The sequence below is a fragment of the Thioalkalivibrio sp. ALE16 genome (genome assembly GCF_000381305.1).
Lineage (GTDB): Bacteria > Pseudomonadota > Gammaproteobacteria > Ectothiorhodospirales > Ectothiorhodospiraceae > Thioalkalivibrio.
This window is the reverse complement of the sequence record NZ_KB906355.1, coordinates 64,012-80,029: the sequence shown is the minus strand read 5'-3', so window position 1 is coordinate 80,029 and position 16,018 is coordinate 64,012. Positions and strand designations below refer to the sequence as shown.

Here is a 16,018-nt window from a genome sequence, read left to right as displayed (position 1 = left end):
CCGATCATCGTCCCGGAAACCGCAACGCGGTTATCCGGGATGTCCCCCGCCCGCCCGAACATACCCCTCTGGCACGCCCCCACACCGTGGTGATACAGTCGTTTAAACAATGTCTATACATCTTGCGGGTGGAGCAGCAATGGCCGAGACACGACTGAACATCAAGCGCTGGGGCAACAATCTGGGCGTCCGGCTTCCTGCGGCCATCGCGCGCGCAGCGCAACTGGAGGCGGACCAATCTGTGATCGTCTCCGTCGAAGGCAACCAGATCGTAATCCGTCCGGAAACCACTCCATCCATGAGCCTGGAGGAACGCCTGAAAGGATTCGACCCGGACAAGCATGGCGGCGAGGCCATGTGCACGGACGTGATTGGAAATGAACGATGGTAAAGCGTGCAGCACCCAAGGACTGGGTACCCCGGCGCCGTGACGTCATCTGGATAGACTGCAACCCTCAGGCCGGGCGGGAAATGCGAGATATTCACCCCTTTCTCGTCCTGTCGCCGACCCAATTCAACGCCCGCACCTCGCTGGTTCTGGGGCTCCCCATGACCACTGCCGATTACAATGCGACCAACCCCTTCGCCGTGGTGGCGGGCACGACGCCGGATGCAAGAACCAGCTACATCCTCTGCCACCAGGTAAAGTCCTTCGACTGGCGCCAACGCAACGCGACACCCCATCCAGCCGGACAAGTGCCGCAGGGGACCTACCGGGAAGCCTGCGCGGTCCTCAACCAGATCCTCGAACTCTGCCCCGATCCCGCCTAGCGGGGAACCGACGGGGTCAAACCTGGAACCGACGGGGTCAAACCTTGCCTTTTGCCCCCGCGGACACAATTCGACTCACTGGAACCGACGGGGTCAAACCTTGCCTTTTGCCCCCGCGGACACAATTCGACTCACTCGGACAGAACCGACGGGGTCAGACCTTGCCTTTTGCCCCCGCGGACACGATTCGACTCACTCGCGAAAAATGCAGACCGAAATAGTCACCGATAGCTTTCAGCGTGTAGCCACCGGACGCATACGCGCGCCGAATGGCTTCATTCCTCGGGAAGCTTGCCTCCAGGGATTCGAGCTTCGGCGGCACAGGCCGCTGCTGGGCCTTGGGGTATTCCGGGTCCAAGTCCAGCCGGCCGGACTGACCTGCCAGCCGCGCCTCGACAAAGGCCTCGGAGCCAAGAAATAGCTGCGCATGCAGATCATTCCAGGGGGAGGTACGTCCGATTCCCTCATGGACAAACCGCCGATAGGCCTGCTGTCGGGAGGCGGCCGGGCCGAATTCGTCCAGCACGCGATCCGTCGATAGCCACGAGACGGCGTCCGAAAGGCCCGCGGTGGGCCGGTAGCTGCTCCACTCCCAGTCCGCAGGATCGTCGATCAGATGCGCACGCACCGGATTGAGGACGATGTAGCGCGCCAATTCCAGAAGATACGTCTCGCGCTCGACTAGGATCGCCTTGTACCGGCCTTGAAGCACATGACCCACACGCCGGTGACGGCGGTTGAACCGCTGCGTGTAAACGCCATTCAGCCACTGCATCCCCCGGCCCAGGTTCGCATCCGGCGTCTCTACCAGAAGGTGATAGTGGTTGCCCATCAGGCAGTACGCAAAGACCACCCAGTTGAAGCGCTCGACTGATCGCGCCAGCGTTTCTTCGAAGCGCCGATGGTCAACGTCATCCAGATAGATCCAGTCCCGCCGATTGCCGCGCGCCGTCACGTGATACAACGCCCACGGATACTCCAATCGCACCGATCGAGCCATCCCTGCTCTCTCCAGCTTGTCCCTGACAATCGCTAGTACAACCTAAATCAGACCGTACCAACAACCCGCTTCCGACCGGCCTACCGCCCGTCCAGACGTCGAATCGGGCGCGCCGAAACCCCGAGGTGCAAAAGGCAAGGTTTGACCCCAAGGTTGCCGCGAGGGGCAAAAGGCAAGGTTTGACCCCGTGGGTTCCCCTCGTGGGTTCCCCTCGTGGGTTCCCCTCGCGTCCCAAAGTCGAATCGGGCGCGCGGAAACCCCGAGGGGCAAACGGCAAGGTTTGACCCCTGGGCTCTCCTGCCCCCCGCTAGTACACCCTAAAGCCGACCGCTCCGACAAGCCGAGCACCGCCCACCAGCCAGCCGGGCAAAACGCAAGGTTTGACCCCTAGGGTTGGCCCAAGCCGGGCAAAACGCAAGGTTTGACCCCTAGGGTTGGCCCATCGCCATCTCCCAGCTCCACGAACGCCCCCTCCCCCGCGGCGCCGTGGACCGCGACGCCATCGACACGCAACTCACGCTGGAGCCGGGCACCTGGCACACCCTCGGCGGCGTCCACAGCGAGAGCGCCACAGAGCAACGTGGCCTCGCCTCCCACCGCACCACCCGCGACCGCGACACCCTCACCCTCGAAATCCGCGTCGATCACGCCCGGTAAACCGTCCGGATCCGCCCCCCCCTGACCTTCGACTGTCCCCGGCGCCGAGCGCCCTACCCCCAAACGCAAAAAAGGCCCCAATGGGGCCCGGTCGCGCATAAAAAACGGGGCCCCTGGGGGCCCCGCAAAACAAGCTACGAACTTGTTGTTATACCGCTTGGAAGCAGTGGCTGCCCTTAGAAGGACACCCGCATGCCGCCACCAACGCCGGTGTAGGAGTTGCCACCGACACCACCATCATCCGACGGACGGGCAAACACGATGTTGTCGTCAAAGCTGGTGTAGGAAACACCCGCAAAGGCCATCACGCGGTTGCTGAAGTTGTGCTTGATACCCAGGGCGGCGAAGTCAACGTTGTTGTTGCTGCCGCTGTTGCGGGTGTGGCCCAGGCTCAGCACAAAGTCGTTGCGCCCCATGGTGTAAACACCGGACACGAAGCCACCCGTCGCATCACGCATGGTCGCTCCAGCAGAAGTTTCCCACTTGTAGTCTTCGATTTCGGCAACCACGCGGAACGGACCAGACTTCCAATCGGCGCCAATCTTGCTGGCGCGGAAATCGGTGTTATTCATGCGATAGTCATCCGCATTGGTATGCGCGACATAGAGGTCGACCGGATCCAAGTCAAAGTTCAGGCGCACGGAATAGGCCTGCTCGCTGCTCACGCCTTGACCCGCATTGCCGTTGTTGTGAGCGATGGCAGCCTGCAGGCCAACCATGCCGAAGCTATTCGCGTACTTGATGACACGGTCTTCATACGACCCATTACCCAAGCCGCCGATACCGCCGCCGGTACCCAGGCGAGCACCGTTACCACGGGCCTGCATGAAGGTGCCGTTCAGCGGATCCTTGCCGGCGGTGGCGTAGGGCAGGTTCTGGCGACCGATGGTCACACGACCGAAGTTGCCATCGAGGCCGACATACATGTCACGGGCACGCTGGTCGGTACCAATGTTGGAGAAGCCTTCAGTCGTACGGGCATCCATTTCCATCTTGGCCAGGGCGGTCATGCCGTTACCCAGATCGTGATTGACCATCACACCCAGACGGTTCGGGCCGTTACCGTCCGAGACCCAACCGGCGCCACCAGCATCTTGCATGCGGAAGCCACTATCAAACACAGACGAACCACCCGAGTGATGGACGATCTGCGTCTGCAGCTGGCCGAACAGGGTGACGTTGGTGTCGGCGGCGGCGAAGGCCGGGACTGCGAAGGCGCCGGCAACGGCGACTGCGAGAATCTGTTTTTTCATGTTGCGTATCTCCCAGGAGAGGTATGTGTTCGTTTCTACGCCTGCATCCACGGTCGATGCCGCGAATGACAGGTGTTTTATATACACCACGGTGTCTCGTTTCAACCCCTCGGAGAGAAAAAATTGCCACAGTGGGGCGGGATCTGTAGCGCCCGGCGCTTTTTGGCAGATCAACCACTTGGGCGCACAGTCTGCAGGAATCTCGGAAATGGATCGCAACGTGCTGAAATGACGGGCTCATCATGTTCGGCTTATGCACTGAATCCCGCTGAAGGCGAGATCTCTATCATGTTTTTCTTATTTTTCTGCGCGTTGTGCCGATTGGGCGGTTTTTCGGGTTGGGGGTACGTCCGCCGAGGGATCGGGGCGCGTTGCATTTTTGCAACGAACGGGGATTCGGGCCGCCTTCGGCGAAGAGTGTTGCAAAAAACCGACAGGTGGCGAAGCGGAGGTAGCGGCCCGGTAGATCGGTTTGTGGCTTGCCCGCTTTGGCGGGGGCTTCGCCGCCGAGGCGGCTCCTACAGGGGGGGGCTGGTGGCCGGTTGAAGCGCGGGGGTTCAACCGGACATCCCGGCTCTTCGCTTCGCGACGGCCGGGATGACGGTGCGGCGGTTGAGCGTGCGGTTGGGACGGAGCGATACAGGCACGATGCGGTTTGTGGCGCGCGGCGTATCCTGCGCGCAGGTGATGCCGCAGGGGCTTCCGGGCTTTGGCAGGGGCTTCGCTGCCGAGGCAGCCCCTACGCGGCCATGGCCGGCGGCATCAGTGGGAGCCTGCTTGCAGGCGAAGCTCCTGCCCGCGCCGACCTTTGGCAGGAGCTTCGCCGCCAAGGCGGCTCCCACGGGGCGAAAACGGACGCAGGAGATACGGCGGTTGGATCGCTGCGTGCTTGCAGCTAGTCGAGGCCGAAGGCGCGCAGGGCAAAGCGGCGCTTGAGGGGGGTGGTCTGGTCGACCAGGCGGATGCCGAGGCCGCGGATTTCGGGGAGGCCTGCAGCGTGAGTGCCGAAGACGAGGCGGAAGCCGTCCATGGCACGTTGCATGAAGGCGTTCTCGGCGCGGCGGTAGCGGGTGTAGGCGCGCAGGACGGTCTCGGCGCCCGGGTCGCGGCGGGCGGGGCCGTGCAGGCGTTCGACCAGGGCGCGGGCGTCGGCCAGCCCGAGATTCAGGCCCTGCCCGGCCAGCGGGTGGATGGTGTGGGCGGCATCCCCGGCCAGGGCGACGCGGCCGGAGTGGTAGTCGCAGGCATGGCGGGCCACCAGCGGGAAGCTGGCGCGCTTCGATGTGGCGGTGATCGCCCCCAGGCGGTGGTCGATCACCGCCTCCAGCGCCCGGCAGAAGCCGGTGTCGTCCAGCGCCAGCGTGTCGTCGGCCTGGTGTTCGGGCTGGGACCAGACGATGGAGCTGCGCCCGTCCGCCAGCGGCAGGAAGGCGATGATCTGGTCGTCGACGAACCGCTGCCAGGCGGTGTCCTCGTGCGGGCGCTCGGTGGTCACGGTCGCGACCACGCCGCGGGCGTGATAATCCTGCTCGCGCACCGGGATGCCCATGCGGGTACGCAGGGGCGATTGCGCGCCATCGGCCGCGACCACCAGACGGGCGGAGGCCAGGGGCACATGTTGCGGGCCGTAGAGATCCACCCGATCCGGCCGAACATCGAGGCTCTTCCATTCCGTTTCCGGCCACAGGGCCACGCCGGCGGCCTCCAGCTCGGTCCACAGCACGGCCTCCAGGGCGGCGTGCTCCACGGTCCAGCCCAGCGCCGGCACGCCCAGCTCGTCGGCGTCGAAGCGGATATGCCCGGGCCCCTGCGCGTCCCACACCGCCATACCAGAGAAGGCATGGGCCCGACGCGCTTGAAGGGCGCCCTGCACACCCAGCGAGGCGAGGAAGTCCATGGAGGCGATGTTGAGCGTGGCGACGCGCGTCACCGGGGTCGCGTCGCTGAAGGTGGGCGCGGCCGCGCGCTCCAGCAGCCCGACGCGCAGGCCCTGGCGGGCCGCACCCAGCGCGATAGCGCCACCAACCGACCCGGCGCCCACCACCAGCAGGTCGAGCACGTCGCGGGAACCCGCCGCGCTCATGCCCCACCTCCAGCATCCGACCGCGCGAGGTGGCGGGCGGTATGGCGCGGCAGCGGGCCCAACCCCATCGCGGCGCGGGCCAGCCGGTCGCGCGCCGGGCGCAGTCGGTCCACGGCCATCATGCCACTGCCCAGCGCATGCCCGCGCAGGCCGGCCGCGTGCAGCATGCCGCGGGCAAGAAAGTCGGTGGTGGCGACCACGCCGCTCACGTCGCGACGGCGGGCCCGCGCATAGGCTTCGAGCGTGGCCGCCGCGCCGGGGTCGGTCACGAAACGCGGGCTGCCATCCGGCTCGCGCCCGTCGCGCAGTGCGCCCAGCAGCGTGGCGACATCGCGCAGAGACAGATTCAGCCCCTGCCCCGCCACGGGATGCACCGCGTGCGCGGCATTGCCCAGTAACAGCGCGCGTTCCGCGACCGGTTCCGGGGCATGCACCCGCTCCAGCGGGAAGCGCACCACCCGGCCCGCCGGCCGCAGGCGGCCCAGGGTCCAGCCGAAGCGGGCCTGCAGCTCGCGCAGGCGCTCGGCCTCGTCCAGCTCCAGGCGGCGTTCGCAGGCTTCCGGCGGGGCCACCCAGACGACGTTCATTCGGCCATCCGCCTGCGGCAGCAGCGCCAGCGGGCCCTCGTCGGTGAAGCGCTCGAAGGCCTGGCCGTTGTGTGGCCGCGCAGGCTGCACGTCAAAGACCAGGGCATCGGCCGCATAGCGCAGGCGGTTGACCGGCAGGCCCAGAGCCTTGCGGGTGGGGGACTGGATGCCATCAGCCGCCAGGATCAGGCGGGCCGCCCAAGCCTCCTCGCCTTCGGCGCCGGCGATGCGCAGTTCACGGTAGCTATCGATTACATCGCCCACACCGGCGAGCGTCGACTGGTAGCGCACATCCACGCCGGCGTCGCGGCAGGCCGCATCCAGCATCGGTTCCAGCGCGACGGCCGGCACCACCTGGCCGAGGGCGTGGCGGCCCTGATCGGCCGCGTTCAGGTGGACGCGCCCCAGGCCCCCGCGACGGCTGACGACGATGGAACGGATTGCGGTCGCCCGTTCGGCCAGCGGCGCCCAGTAGCCGAGATCGTCGAGGAACTGCACGGAGCCGGCCGCCAGGGCATAGCCACGGGTGTCGTGCGCGTGCGCATCCGGTGCGGGCGGCGCACCGCGTTCGAACAAGGTGACCGCGTAGCCCGCCCGCGCCAGGGTGCAGGCAGCGAGACCGCCCACCGGCCCGCCACCGACGATGGCGATATCGCAGGTGTTCGGTGTCATGCCCCATCCCTCGCGGGCAGACCCGACGCCGTTTTCGCCTGCAAGCAGGCTCCTACGGGGGCTCGTGCGCCCCACCCCCTGTAGGAGCCTTCTTGCAGGCGAAGGGTACGGAGGAGCGCAGCGAATCGCGGCACGCGGTGCGCGCCCCGTGTCGCTGGTTGGTTCCGGTGGCAACGGAGGGCAATCGCCGCGGCGCTGCGCGCCTCGCGATGACGGGAGTGGTGGAGTCCCGTCCATTTGTAGCCGTGGCCGTGCCAGCCCAAAAACATGCAGGCGCTTGATAGACGGTTGGGAACATACCGCTGCGCAGGATGCGGATGAGCGGAGCGGATCGCATCACGGGGCGCGTGGCTCCGTTTTGGGCGGGGCGTTTCGCGGGACGCGACGCGCGCTACGGTTGGTTGCGGGCGGAGGGGGATTATCGGGTGCCCGTTCGCCTGCGAGCAGGCTCCTACGGGGGCTCGTGAACCCCTGTAGGAGCCTGCTCGCAGGCGAATCGCGCCGGGGCTGATTCCCGGTCTGCCATTGAAATGGACGGTGCGGCGCGTGGACATGGTCAGTCCCAGCCCGGGAGGTCGCCGGCCATGCAGGCCTCGATGTCGGCGACGGTCTTGGGGCAATGGGCGGTCAGGACCTCGTGGCCGTCGCGGGTGACGGCCACGTCGTCCTCGATGCGGACGCCGATGCCGCGCAGCTCCTTCGGTGCCTCGCTGTAGGGCCCGAAGTAGAGACCGGGCTCCACGGTCATCACCATGCCCGGTTCCAGCTGGCGCCAGGCGTCGCCGACGCGATAGTCGCCGACGTCGTGCACGTCCAGCCCCAGCCAGTGGCCGGTGCGGTGCATATAGAACGGGCGGTAGGCCTGGTCGCGGATCAGCTTGTCCAGCCGGCCCTTGAGCACGCCCAGCTCCTTGAGCCCGCGGGTCAGTTCGCGTACGGCGGTGGCGTGCGGAGTGTCCCAGTCGTTGCCGGGGCGCACCTGCTCGATCGCGGCGAGCTGCGCGGCAAGCACGCACTCGTAGACCTCCCGCTGGCGCTCGCCGAAGCGACCGGACACCGGGAAGGTACGGGTAATGTCGGACGCGTAGCCCTGCACCTCGCAGCCGGCGTCGATCAGGAGCAGGTCGCCGTCATTCAGCTCGCCGCGGTTCTCGATGTAATGCAGGATGCAGCCGTTCTCGCCGCCACCGACGATGGACGGGTACGCGGTCTCGGTGCCATAGCGGTGGAACTCGTGCAGCAGCTCCGCCTCCACCGCGAACTCCGTCAGGCCTGGACGGCAGGCCTGCATCGCGCGCACATGCGCCTGGGTAGAGATGGCCGCGGCGTGGCGCATGAGCTTCAGCTCCGGTGCCTTCTTGAACAGCCGCTGCTCGTGCAGGTGGTGCTCCACGGCAACGAACTCGTGCGGCGCGCGCACGCCGTTGCGGGCCTTGGCCCGGACCTGGTTGACCCAGCCGAACAGACGCTGGTCCAGGGGCTCGTCGCGTCCGAACGGCGCGGCCAGCACCGCGCGGTTCTCCATCAGCCCCGGCAGGATCTCGTCGATATCCTCGATCGGGAAGGCGCACTCGGCCCCATAGGATTCCATCGCGCCGTCCGGCCCGGCCCGGCGTCCCTGCCAGGTCTCCTGGGTCGGATCGCGGTCGCGGCAGAACAGGATGTATTCGCCGGCCGGGCGGCCCGGCACCAGCACCGCCACCGCATCCGCCTCGGGGAAGCCGGTCAGGTAGAGGAAGTCGCTGTCCTGACGGAAGGGATATTCCACGTCCCGGTTGCGCGTACGCTCGTGGGCGGCCGGGACGACGATGATCGAGTCCGGCCCGATCGCCCGCATCAGCCGCTGGCGGCGCCGGGCAAACTCGCCCTGGGGGATCTCGGGCATCCGGCCCGGCCGGGGGGCTTGTCGCGTTCGCGTCATTGCATCGGGATCCGTTTCGGGTCGTCCGGGGCCAGCTCGTCGGCGATCAGCAGCACGCCCACGCGCACGTATTCATTCAGCTCCTCGAAGGCGGCGGCGTTCTCCTCGTCGTCCTCCGGCTCGAGTTCGATGCGCGCGATCTCGGCGAAATCGCGCAGGATCTCGCTGGCCTCGGCCGAGGGCTTGAGCTTGCCAAGGCGCGGTGTCTGCCCGAGCCCGGCGATGAAGCCGTCCACCCATTCCGACAAGGCCTGGGTCTGCGCCTCGATGGCGTCGTCCTCCGGCAGCAGCGGGCCGAAGCCCAGTTCCACGTCATACAGCTGGGCCAGCAGCGCACGCCGGATCGCCTCCACGGTCTTGCCGAAGCCCTCGCCCGCGCCCTCGGTCAGCGGCAGGGCCTCGCCCAGGCTGCGCTCCAGGGCATCGACGTCGGCGCCCGGGTCCGCCACCAGGCAGCCGGTGAACAGCCCGTGGGCGGAGGCCGGCGTCTGCGCGAAGCCCATGCTGCGCAGCCCGTGCTCCAGCTGTTCGCGCAGGGCGACGGGATCGCGCTCCAGCCCGTCCTGCGCCTTCGCGTTGCCGGTGCCTGGGTCGCCGACCATCAGAAGCTCTCCAGCCGCGCTTCGTAAGGGAAGAGCAGAAAGCGATAGAGATCGTCACCCACCTGCAGGTGCGTAAACTGCGGCTCGCCCAGCTTGATCGCGCTGGAACCGGTGGAAGACAGCATATTGAGACCGAAGCGTTTCTCTTCGATCAAGGCGTTCAACAGCTGTTCCAGCTCCGCGTGCGGCACGCTCCCCGTGTTATCGACGATCCGGCACGGCTTTCCGTTATGGGCCGTGCCCTCGATCACGGTGGCTTCGGGGCCGGGTTCGGGGGGCTGGGTCATGGGCAGCAACACTTTCTGGGAACGGGATTCGCCGTATTGTGGCCAGCGCGGGCACCACGCCGCAACAAACCCCGGAACGGCAAGTATGCGACCCGCAAAAAGTGAAGGTGTTCCAGCAAGAAGATGACCCAAGTTGACGCTTCGCGCGAAGCCCTCCTAGACTCCATGGATCACACGCCCTGCGGCGAAGGCCGCCTGCCAACCGGGACCGAGGCCATGCAGCCGAACGACGATTCCGCGATCGACCCGACCGAACGCCTGGAGGCCGCAATCACGCGCCTGCTGGAGGAGCACGCGGCCCTGCGCGAGGAAAACCACCTCCTGCAGGAGCAGGTCCGCCAGCTCAAGGGCGAGCGCGCGGCCTTCAAGGAGCGCAATGAGCAGGCGCGCCACCGGGTCGAGAACATGATCGCGCGCCTGCGCTCGATGGAGCACAGCGAATGAGCCAATCCGAACCCGTCCGCGTCTCCATCATGGGCAAGGAGTACCAGATCGCCTGCCCGCCCGACGAGCGCGCCGATCTGTTTGCCTCCGCGTCGCTGATTGACGAGCGCATGCGGGAACTGCGTGATGGCGGGCGCGTGGTCGGCGCCGAGCGGATCGCGGTGATGGTGGCGCTGAATCTGGCGCACGAGCTGCTGGAATGCCAGCAGCAGAAGGCCGGTGGCGACTCCGCCGGCAGTTCGGCGCGGCTGGTCGCCCTCGCCGACCGCATCGAACAAACCCTGGGCTCGTCGCGCTAGCGCCATCGGCGGCGCCCCGCCGCCCTCCCTTTCTCCCGGGCATGCCCGGCCCAAGGACAGCCCTCCACCCGCTACCCCATATTCGTCATCCGGTGTTTTCGGTGGCTTTGGTCTGCCGCCTGCCTGGTGGTGGCTGGTCCTGGTTCGTCCTCCGGTGTTTAGGGTGCCTTCGGTCCGCAACCTGCCGATTTTTGGCTAGGCCTGGTTCGTCCTCTGGTGTTTACGTGCCTTCGGCCGGCCGCCTGCCATGCGCTGACTCGCCAGCGCGCCCCGAGTGACTTCTTTGCTCGTGCAAAGAAGTCACCAAGAAACACGCCCGACTGCCGCGACCCCGGCCCGCTGCGCGGGCCGGGGTTTCCCTCGCTCCGAGGGTTTTCGCGGGCGGCGCTGAACTCGCTGCGCCTGCGGCTCCGCTCAGACATCCAGCGCCTTGAATCCCGCGAAAACCCTCTCCACTCGGCGCGACGACAACGGGGAGGAAGGTCCAAACAACGGCCGTTCCGACGATATTGCTAATGGATGATGGCTAGGTCTTCGAGGATCTTCGGCACGCTCGGCCTTCGGCCGTTGCGTGCCGCGCCCGCAGAGCGGGCGCCGGGGGCCTGCGGGCGGCGATGCCTATGGTTAGGCAGAAGCGTGGGGATACGGTCGGTTTTGACTTTCACCTCCCGTATGGAGCCCCTCGCGGAGGGCGTGATGGGCCGGGAGAAGGCGCTGGATGTCTGAGCGGAGCCGCAGGCGCAGCGAGTTCAGCGCCGCCGGCCCAGCACGTCCGGAGCGAGGTTCCCGGGCGAAATCCGGGTGCCCTTCTTTGGGTACTTTCTTGGGCAAGCAAGAAAGTACCTCGCGGCGCGCTGGCGAGTCAGCGCCGGGCAGTACGTGGACCGGAGCCCCCGTAAACACCGAATGCCGAACCAGGACCAGCCATCACCCGGCAGGCGGCCGGACGAAGCCCCTGAAACCCGGACGACAAAGAATGCTGCGCCCGTAAAACAGCCAGGCGGCGCCGCGCCGGCTAGAGGTCCCGCAACCCCAACACATCCTGCATATCGAACAGCCCGTTGCCGGCGCCCGCCAGCCAGACCGCCGCCCGCACCGCTCCGGAGGCAAACACGGTCCGGCTGGAGGCCTTGTGGGTGATCTCCACGCGCTCGCCATCGCCCGCGAACAGCGTCGTGTGTTCCCCCACGATGTCGCCACCACGTACCGTGGCGAAGCCAATGGTACGACGGTCACGCGCCCCGGTCTGGCCCTCGCGGCCATACACGGCATCGTGCTCCAGGTCCCGTCCCAGCGTCTCCGCGACCACACGCCCCAGCTTCAGCGCGGTACCGGAGGGCGCATCGACCTTGTGCCGGTGGTGGGCCTCCAGGATCTCCACGTCCACACTGTCACCCAGCGCCCGCGCGGCCAGCTCCACGAGCTTGAAGGTCAGGTTGACCCCGACGCTCATGTTCGGGGCATAGACGATCGGCAGGGATTCCGCTGCACTACGCAGGCGCTGTTCCTGCTCCGCGTCGAGACCGGTGGTTCCGATCACCAACGCCTTGCCGGCGCGCGCGCACAGATCGAGGTGCTGCATGGTCGCCTGCGGCGCGGTGAAGTCGATCAGGACGTCGAAGTCATCGGTAACAGTCGCCAGGTCCTCGACCAGGCGCACCTGCCCCTCCTGACCGACGGTCCCGCCGATCGCCTCGCTGCCGGGGCGTTCACTGGCCGCGCCCAGCCGGGCATCGGGGTGCTCGTCCACCGCCTGCACCAGGTTCTGGCCCATGCGCCCGCCGGCGCCCGCAATCGCAATTCGAATCATCTTTGTTCCATCCAGTGCTATCGATCCATCGGGTTACGCGCACCCTACGAAGCTTCGACCGTGCGCGCCAGTGGGGCCACCCTCACTCGGTCGATTCAGAGGGTGCGCACCGGCGTGCGGAAGCGCCATTCCCCGTACACCGAGGCGATCACGCCAGCGGCGGCCAGGAACGCGGCGAACACGTACACCGAGGCCGGGCTGATGCCGTCCCACAGGTAGCCGGCCACCAGCGAGCCCATCGCCCCGCCGAGCCCGAAGGCCAGCGACGAGTACAGCGCCTGCCCGCGCCCCTGCAGCCGGCCCGGGAAGAAATAGTGGATCAGCGAGATCGCCGCCGCGTGGTACACCCCGTAGCTGGCCGCATGCAGGATCTGAATGAACAGCAGCATCACCAAGGAATCCGGGACCGCCGCCAGCAGCCCCCAGCGCAGGGTGGTCAGCACCAGCGCCGCGGAGACCAGCATCCACGCACCGAAGCGCAGGATCAGGCGCGGCATCAGCAGGAACAGCACCACCTCGGCCGCCACCCCCAGCGCCCACAGCTGCCCGGCCACCGAGCGCGAGAACCCGGCCTCTTCCAGGTACAGGGTGAAGAAGGCGTAGTACGGCCCGTGGCTGGCCTGCATGAAGAAGCAGGCCACGAACAGCGCGATCACCTCCGGACGGCGGAGCACGGTCAGCAGCGGCGGGGCGTTGTTGTCTTCCTCATGGTTGCGCACCGGCTCGCGCACGAACTGCGAAGCCGCCACCACCGCGATCAGCACCGCCAGCACGATCCACGGCAGCCAGGCCACGGCAATCCGGTCGAAGGCCCAGCCCAGCACCGCAACCGCGACGATAAAGCCGACCGAGCCCCACAGCCGGACCAGGGCGTAACGATGCGCATCCTGCCCCAGCGAGCGCATGGTGGTGGCCTCGAACTGCGGCAGGATCGCGTTCCAGAAGAAGCTGTAGGCGGCCATCACCACCGCCAGCCACCAGTAGCCGGTGTACAGCAGCACGCCGGTGAAGGCCACCGCCCCGCCCAGCGCGCCCCAGCGCGCGATCGGCATGTGCGCGCCAGCACGGTCGGCCAGCCAGCCCCAGACGTTCGGGGCGATGATCTTGGTCGCCAGCACGATCGCCATCAGCTCGCCGATCTGGGCGCCGCTGAACCCCTCCTCGGAGAGATACGGCCCCCAGAACGGCATGAACGCACCGAGGCTGGCGAAGTAGAAGAAATAGACCCCGGACAGGCGCGCGTTCTGCGTCACGGCCATTGCAGGGGCCCTAGCGGTTCAGGAGACTACGGCCGGACGGCCGCGTCATTCGCCGGAATGATCGCGCAGTGCGAGGCCCGTATCCGCCACGTCGGCGTTCTGCCCGCGATGGCGCAGAGCGTGATCCATCAGCACCAGGGCCATCATCGCCTCGGCGATCGGGGTCGCGCGGATGCCCACGCAGGGGTCGTGCCGCCCCTTGGTCACCACCTCCACCGGCTCGCCCGCGGTGTTGATGCTGCGCCCGGGCAGACGGATGCTGGAGGTCGGCTTCATCGCGATGCTGGCGCGCACCGCCTGGCCGGTGCTGATCCCGCCCAGCACGCCGCCGGCGTGGTTGGAGAGGAAACCCTCGGGGGTGATCTCGTCACGGTGCTCGGTGCCGCGCTGGGTCACGGACTCAAAGCCCGCGCCGATCTCCACGCCCTTCACCGCATTGATACTCATCAGCGCATGCGCCAGCTCGGCATCCAGGCGGTCGAATACCGGCTCGCCCCAGCCGGCCGGCACGCCGGTGGCCTCGACGGTGACCCGCGCGCCGATGGAGTCGCCCGACTTGCGCAGGGCGTCCATGTACTCCTCCAGCTCCGGCACCTTGTCCGGGTCCGGGGAGAAGAACGGGTTGTCGTTGGCGATCTCCGGCTGCTTCGCCTCCAGCGCGATCGGGCCCAGCTGGGACAGCCAGCCGCGGATGGTGATGCCGTAGCGCTGTTCAAGGTAGCGCCGGGCGATGCCGCCGGCCGCAACCCGCAGCGCCGTCTCGCGCGCGGAGCTGCGCCCGCCACCGCGATAGTCGCGCACGCCGTATTTCTGATGGTAGGTGTAGTCCGCATGCCCGGGACGGAAGCGATCCATGATCTCGCTGTAGTCCTTGGAACGCTGATCGACGTTCTCGATCAGCAGCCCGATCGGCGTGCCGGTGGTGCGGCCCTCGAACACACCCGAGAGGATGCGCACCTGATCCGGCTCGCGCCGCTGGGTAGTGTGGCGCGACTGCCCCGGCCGGCGGCGATCAAGGTCGAACTGCAGATCCGCCTCGCACAGCTCCAGACCGGGCGGACAACCGTCCACCACCGCGCCCAGGGCCGGCCCGTGACTCTCACCAAAGGTACTGACGACGAACAGTCGCCCAAAGCTGTTTCCCGACATGCGCGTAGTGTAGCCGCGGGCGGCGCGGCTGTCGCCTGTTCCCCCACCCGGCGGCCGGTCGGCAGCCTGTGGAATGCAGCCCTCGGCAACCCCGTCCCCTATCTGCCATGATCGGTGTGCAGCATCCAAGACCACAAAAGGAGGACACCATGCCGAAATCCCTGACCCGACTCGCCACCGGCGCCGTTGCCGCCCTCTGCCTGGGCCTGGCCAGCAGCGCCCAGGCCGATGACGTCTACACCCAGCGCTTCATGACCCTGGAGCTGGCCAATGACATCGCCATGGGCGCCGTCGAGGCCTGCCGCGACATGGGGTACCAGACCTCGGTCGTTGTGGTCGACCGGGCCGGCAACGACCAGGTGGTCCTGCGCGATCGCATGGCGGGCGTGCAGACCATCCAGATCGCCGGCGACAAGGCCCGCGCCGTCACCATGTCCGGCACTACCTCCGCCAACTTCCGCGACAACCGCGAAGACATCCGCATGGAGATGAACCACGTGGACGGCATCATCATGCTGGCCGGTGGCTTACCCGTCGAAGCGGCCGGCAGCATGCTGGGTGCGGTGGGCGTCTCCGGGGCGCCGGGCGGCGACCTCGACGAGGAATGCGCGCAAGCCGGGATCGACCGGGTCCAGGAACGTCTCGACTTCGTGATGTAGTCCACTCGGGCGCCAGGGACGGCGCCCACCCCGATAGCCGGATCGAGACCATGCCCCCAGATAACTCGTCCCGAACCCCCATTCGCATCTCGCCGGTGGAGACCTACGAGCGGCTGCAGGCACGCCCACGGGACCTGCTGATCGACATCCGCTCGACCATGGAATACCTGTTCGTCGGCCATCCGACCGGTTCGGTCCACATCCCCTGGATCGACGAACCGGACTGGACGGTGAACCCGCAGTTCGTGCCCCAGGTCCGCAAGCTGCTGCTGGGCGGCGTCAGCGACCACAGCGACGAAGCCCCGGCCCTGTACCTGATCTGCCGCAGCGGCAAGCGCACGCTGGATGCCGGCCAGGCCCTGGTGGATGCCGGCATCGAACATGTCTTTTCGGTAGAGGAAGGCTTCGAGGGCCCGCTGGACGAACATCACCAGCGCTCCACCCGCGGCGGCTGGCGCTACCACGGCCTGCCCTGGGAGCAGTGCTGAAGCACTCATATCCCCGTGGATCCCCCACTGTCACGGGGGTTGCGCGCACCCCGGGGCGATTGGTCCATAATGGAGCC

The 16,018-nt window shown here is 67.3% G+C and carries 17 protein-coding genes and 1 pseudogene; 8 read left to right on the top strand and 10 right to left on the bottom strand.

Annotation, left to right across the window (positions count from 1 at the left end):
* Positions 1–139: 139 nt before the first annotated feature.
* Together F627_RS0102330 and F627_RS0102325 are read left to right on the top strand one after the other, a co-directional pair.
* Positions 140–391 (top strand): AbrB/MazE/SpoVT family DNA-binding domain-containing protein, encoded by a 252-nt coding sequence (locus tag F627_RS0102330; RefSeq protein ID WP_018877875.1) that lies wholly within the window; start codon positions 140–142, stop codon positions 389–391.
* Positions 385–771, top strand: a complete 387-nt coding sequence (locus F627_RS0102325) for a type II toxin-antitoxin system PemK/MazF family toxin (RefSeq protein ID WP_255349357.1) — start codon at positions 385–387, stop codon at positions 769–771. Before F627_RS0102330 ends, F627_RS0102325 begins: the two co-directional genes overlap by 7 nt.
* Before the next feature lie 154 nt (positions 772–925).
* On the opposite strand, the gene F627_RS0102320 is transcribed toward F627_RS0102325, so the two are convergent.
* A complete protein-coding gene (locus F627_RS0102320) occupies positions 926–1,771 on the bottom strand; it encodes a transposase (RefSeq protein ID WP_026332001.1) in 846 nt (281 codons plus the stop codon).
* A gap of 441 nt (positions 1,772–2,212) precedes the next feature.
* On the opposite strand from F627_RS0102320, the pseudogene F627_RS17100 reads away from it, so the two are divergent.
* A pseudogene (locus F627_RS17100) lies at positions 2,213–2,428 on the top strand (hypothetical protein); the annotation flags it as partial.
* A 176-nt stretch (positions 2,429–2,604) separates the two neighbouring features.
* On the opposite strand, the gene F627_RS0102310 reads toward F627_RS17100, so the two are convergent.
* From F627_RS0102310 to F627_RS0102285, 6 genes are all read right to left on the bottom strand, one after another.
* Positions 2,605–3,681 (bottom strand): porin, encoded by a 1,077-nt coding sequence (locus tag F627_RS0102310; protein WP_019583151.1) that lies wholly within the window; start codon positions 3,679–3,681, stop codon positions 2,605–2,607.
* An 895-nt stretch (positions 3,682–4,576) separates the two neighbouring features.
* Positions 4,577–5,764 (bottom strand): FAD-dependent monooxygenase, encoded by a 1,188-nt coding sequence (locus tag F627_RS0102305; RefSeq protein ID WP_019583150.1) that lies wholly within the window; start codon positions 5,762–5,764, stop codon positions 4,577–4,579.
* Positions 5,761–7,023 carry an FAD-dependent monooxygenase gene (locus F627_RS0102300; protein WP_019583149.1) on the bottom strand — a complete coding sequence of 421 codons (1,263 nt, stop codon included), beginning with the start codon at positions 7,021–7,023 and terminating at the stop codon, positions 5,761–5,763. Before F627_RS0102300 ends, F627_RS0102305 begins: the two co-directional genes overlap by 4 nt.
* Before the next feature lie 556 nt (positions 7,024–7,579).
* Positions 7,580–8,908 carry a Xaa-Pro aminopeptidase gene (pepP, locus tag F627_RS0102295; RefSeq protein ID WP_019583148.1) on the bottom strand — a complete coding sequence of 443 codons (1,329 nt, stop codon included), beginning with the start codon at positions 8,906–8,908 and terminating at the stop codon, positions 7,580–7,582.
* A 32-nt stretch (positions 8,909–8,940) separates the two neighbouring features.
* Positions 8,941–9,546: a UPF0149 family protein gene (locus F627_RS0102290; RefSeq protein WP_019583147.1), complete on the bottom strand. Its 606-nt coding sequence runs from the start codon at positions 9,544–9,546 to the stop codon at positions 8,941–8,943.
* Positions 9,546–9,833, bottom strand: a complete 288-nt coding sequence (locus tag F627_RS0102285) for a hypothetical protein (protein ID WP_018877865.1) — start codon at positions 9,831–9,833, stop codon at positions 9,546–9,548. Before F627_RS0102285 ends, F627_RS0102290 begins: the two co-directional genes overlap by 1 nt.
* Positions 9,834–10,049: 216 nt before the next feature.
* On the opposite strand from F627_RS0102285, the gene F627_RS0102280 reads away from it, so the two are divergent.
* The 3 genes from F627_RS0102280 (at position 10,050) to F627_RS17300 (ending at position 11,302) form a co-directional block, all read left to right on the top strand.
* A complete protein-coding gene (locus F627_RS0102280) occupies positions 10,050–10,277 on the top strand; it encodes a cell division protein ZapB (protein ID WP_024326430.1) in 228 nt (75 codons plus the stop codon).
* Positions 10,274–10,576 (top strand): cell division protein ZapA, encoded by a 303-nt coding sequence (locus F627_RS0102275; protein ID WP_018866426.1) that lies wholly within the window; start codon positions 10,274–10,276, stop codon positions 10,574–10,576. Before F627_RS0102280 ends, F627_RS0102275 begins: the two co-directional genes overlap by 4 nt.
* 519 nt (positions 10,577–11,095) lie before the next feature.
* Positions 11,096–11,302 carry a hypothetical protein gene (locus tag F627_RS17300; protein ID WP_081602014.1) on the top strand — a complete coding sequence of 69 codons (207 nt, stop codon included), beginning with the start codon at positions 11,096–11,098 and terminating at the stop codon, positions 11,300–11,302.
* A 289-nt stretch (positions 11,303–11,591) separates the two neighbouring features.
* On the opposite strand, the gene dapB is transcribed toward F627_RS17300, so the two are convergent.
* The 3 genes from dapB to aroC form a co-directional block, all read right to left on the bottom strand.
* Positions 11,592–12,386 (bottom strand): 4-hydroxy-tetrahydrodipicolinate reductase, encoded by a 795-nt coding sequence (dapB, locus tag F627_RS0102270; RefSeq protein ID WP_019583145.1) that lies wholly within the window; start codon positions 12,384–12,386, stop codon positions 11,592–11,594.
* 95 nt (positions 12,387–12,481) lie between these two features.
* Positions 12,482–13,645, bottom strand: a complete 1,164-nt coding sequence (locus F627_RS0102265; protein ID WP_019583144.1) for an MFS transporter — start codon at positions 13,643–13,645, stop codon at positions 12,482–12,484.
* 45 nt (positions 13,646–13,690) lie between these two features.
* Entirely contained in the window at positions 13,691–14,794 is a 1,104-nt protein-coding gene (gene aroC / locus F627_RS0102260) for a chorismate synthase (protein WP_018866423.1), read from the bottom strand.
* Between the two features lie 149 nt (positions 14,795–14,943).
* Here aroC and F627_RS0102250 point away from each other — a divergent pair, with 149 nt between their 5' ends.
* Positions 14,944–15,453 (top strand): heme-binding protein, encoded by a 510-nt coding sequence (locus F627_RS0102250; RefSeq protein WP_018876950.1) that lies wholly within the window; start codon positions 14,944–14,946, stop codon positions 15,451–15,453.
* Between the two features lie 50 nt (positions 15,454–15,503).
* On the top strand, positions 15,504–15,941 hold the full coding sequence (locus F627_RS0102245; RefSeq protein WP_019583143.1) for a rhodanese-like domain-containing protein: 438 nt from the start codon (positions 15,504–15,506) through the stop codon (positions 15,939–15,941).
* The last annotated feature ends 77 nt before the right edge of the window (positions 15,942–16,018 follow it).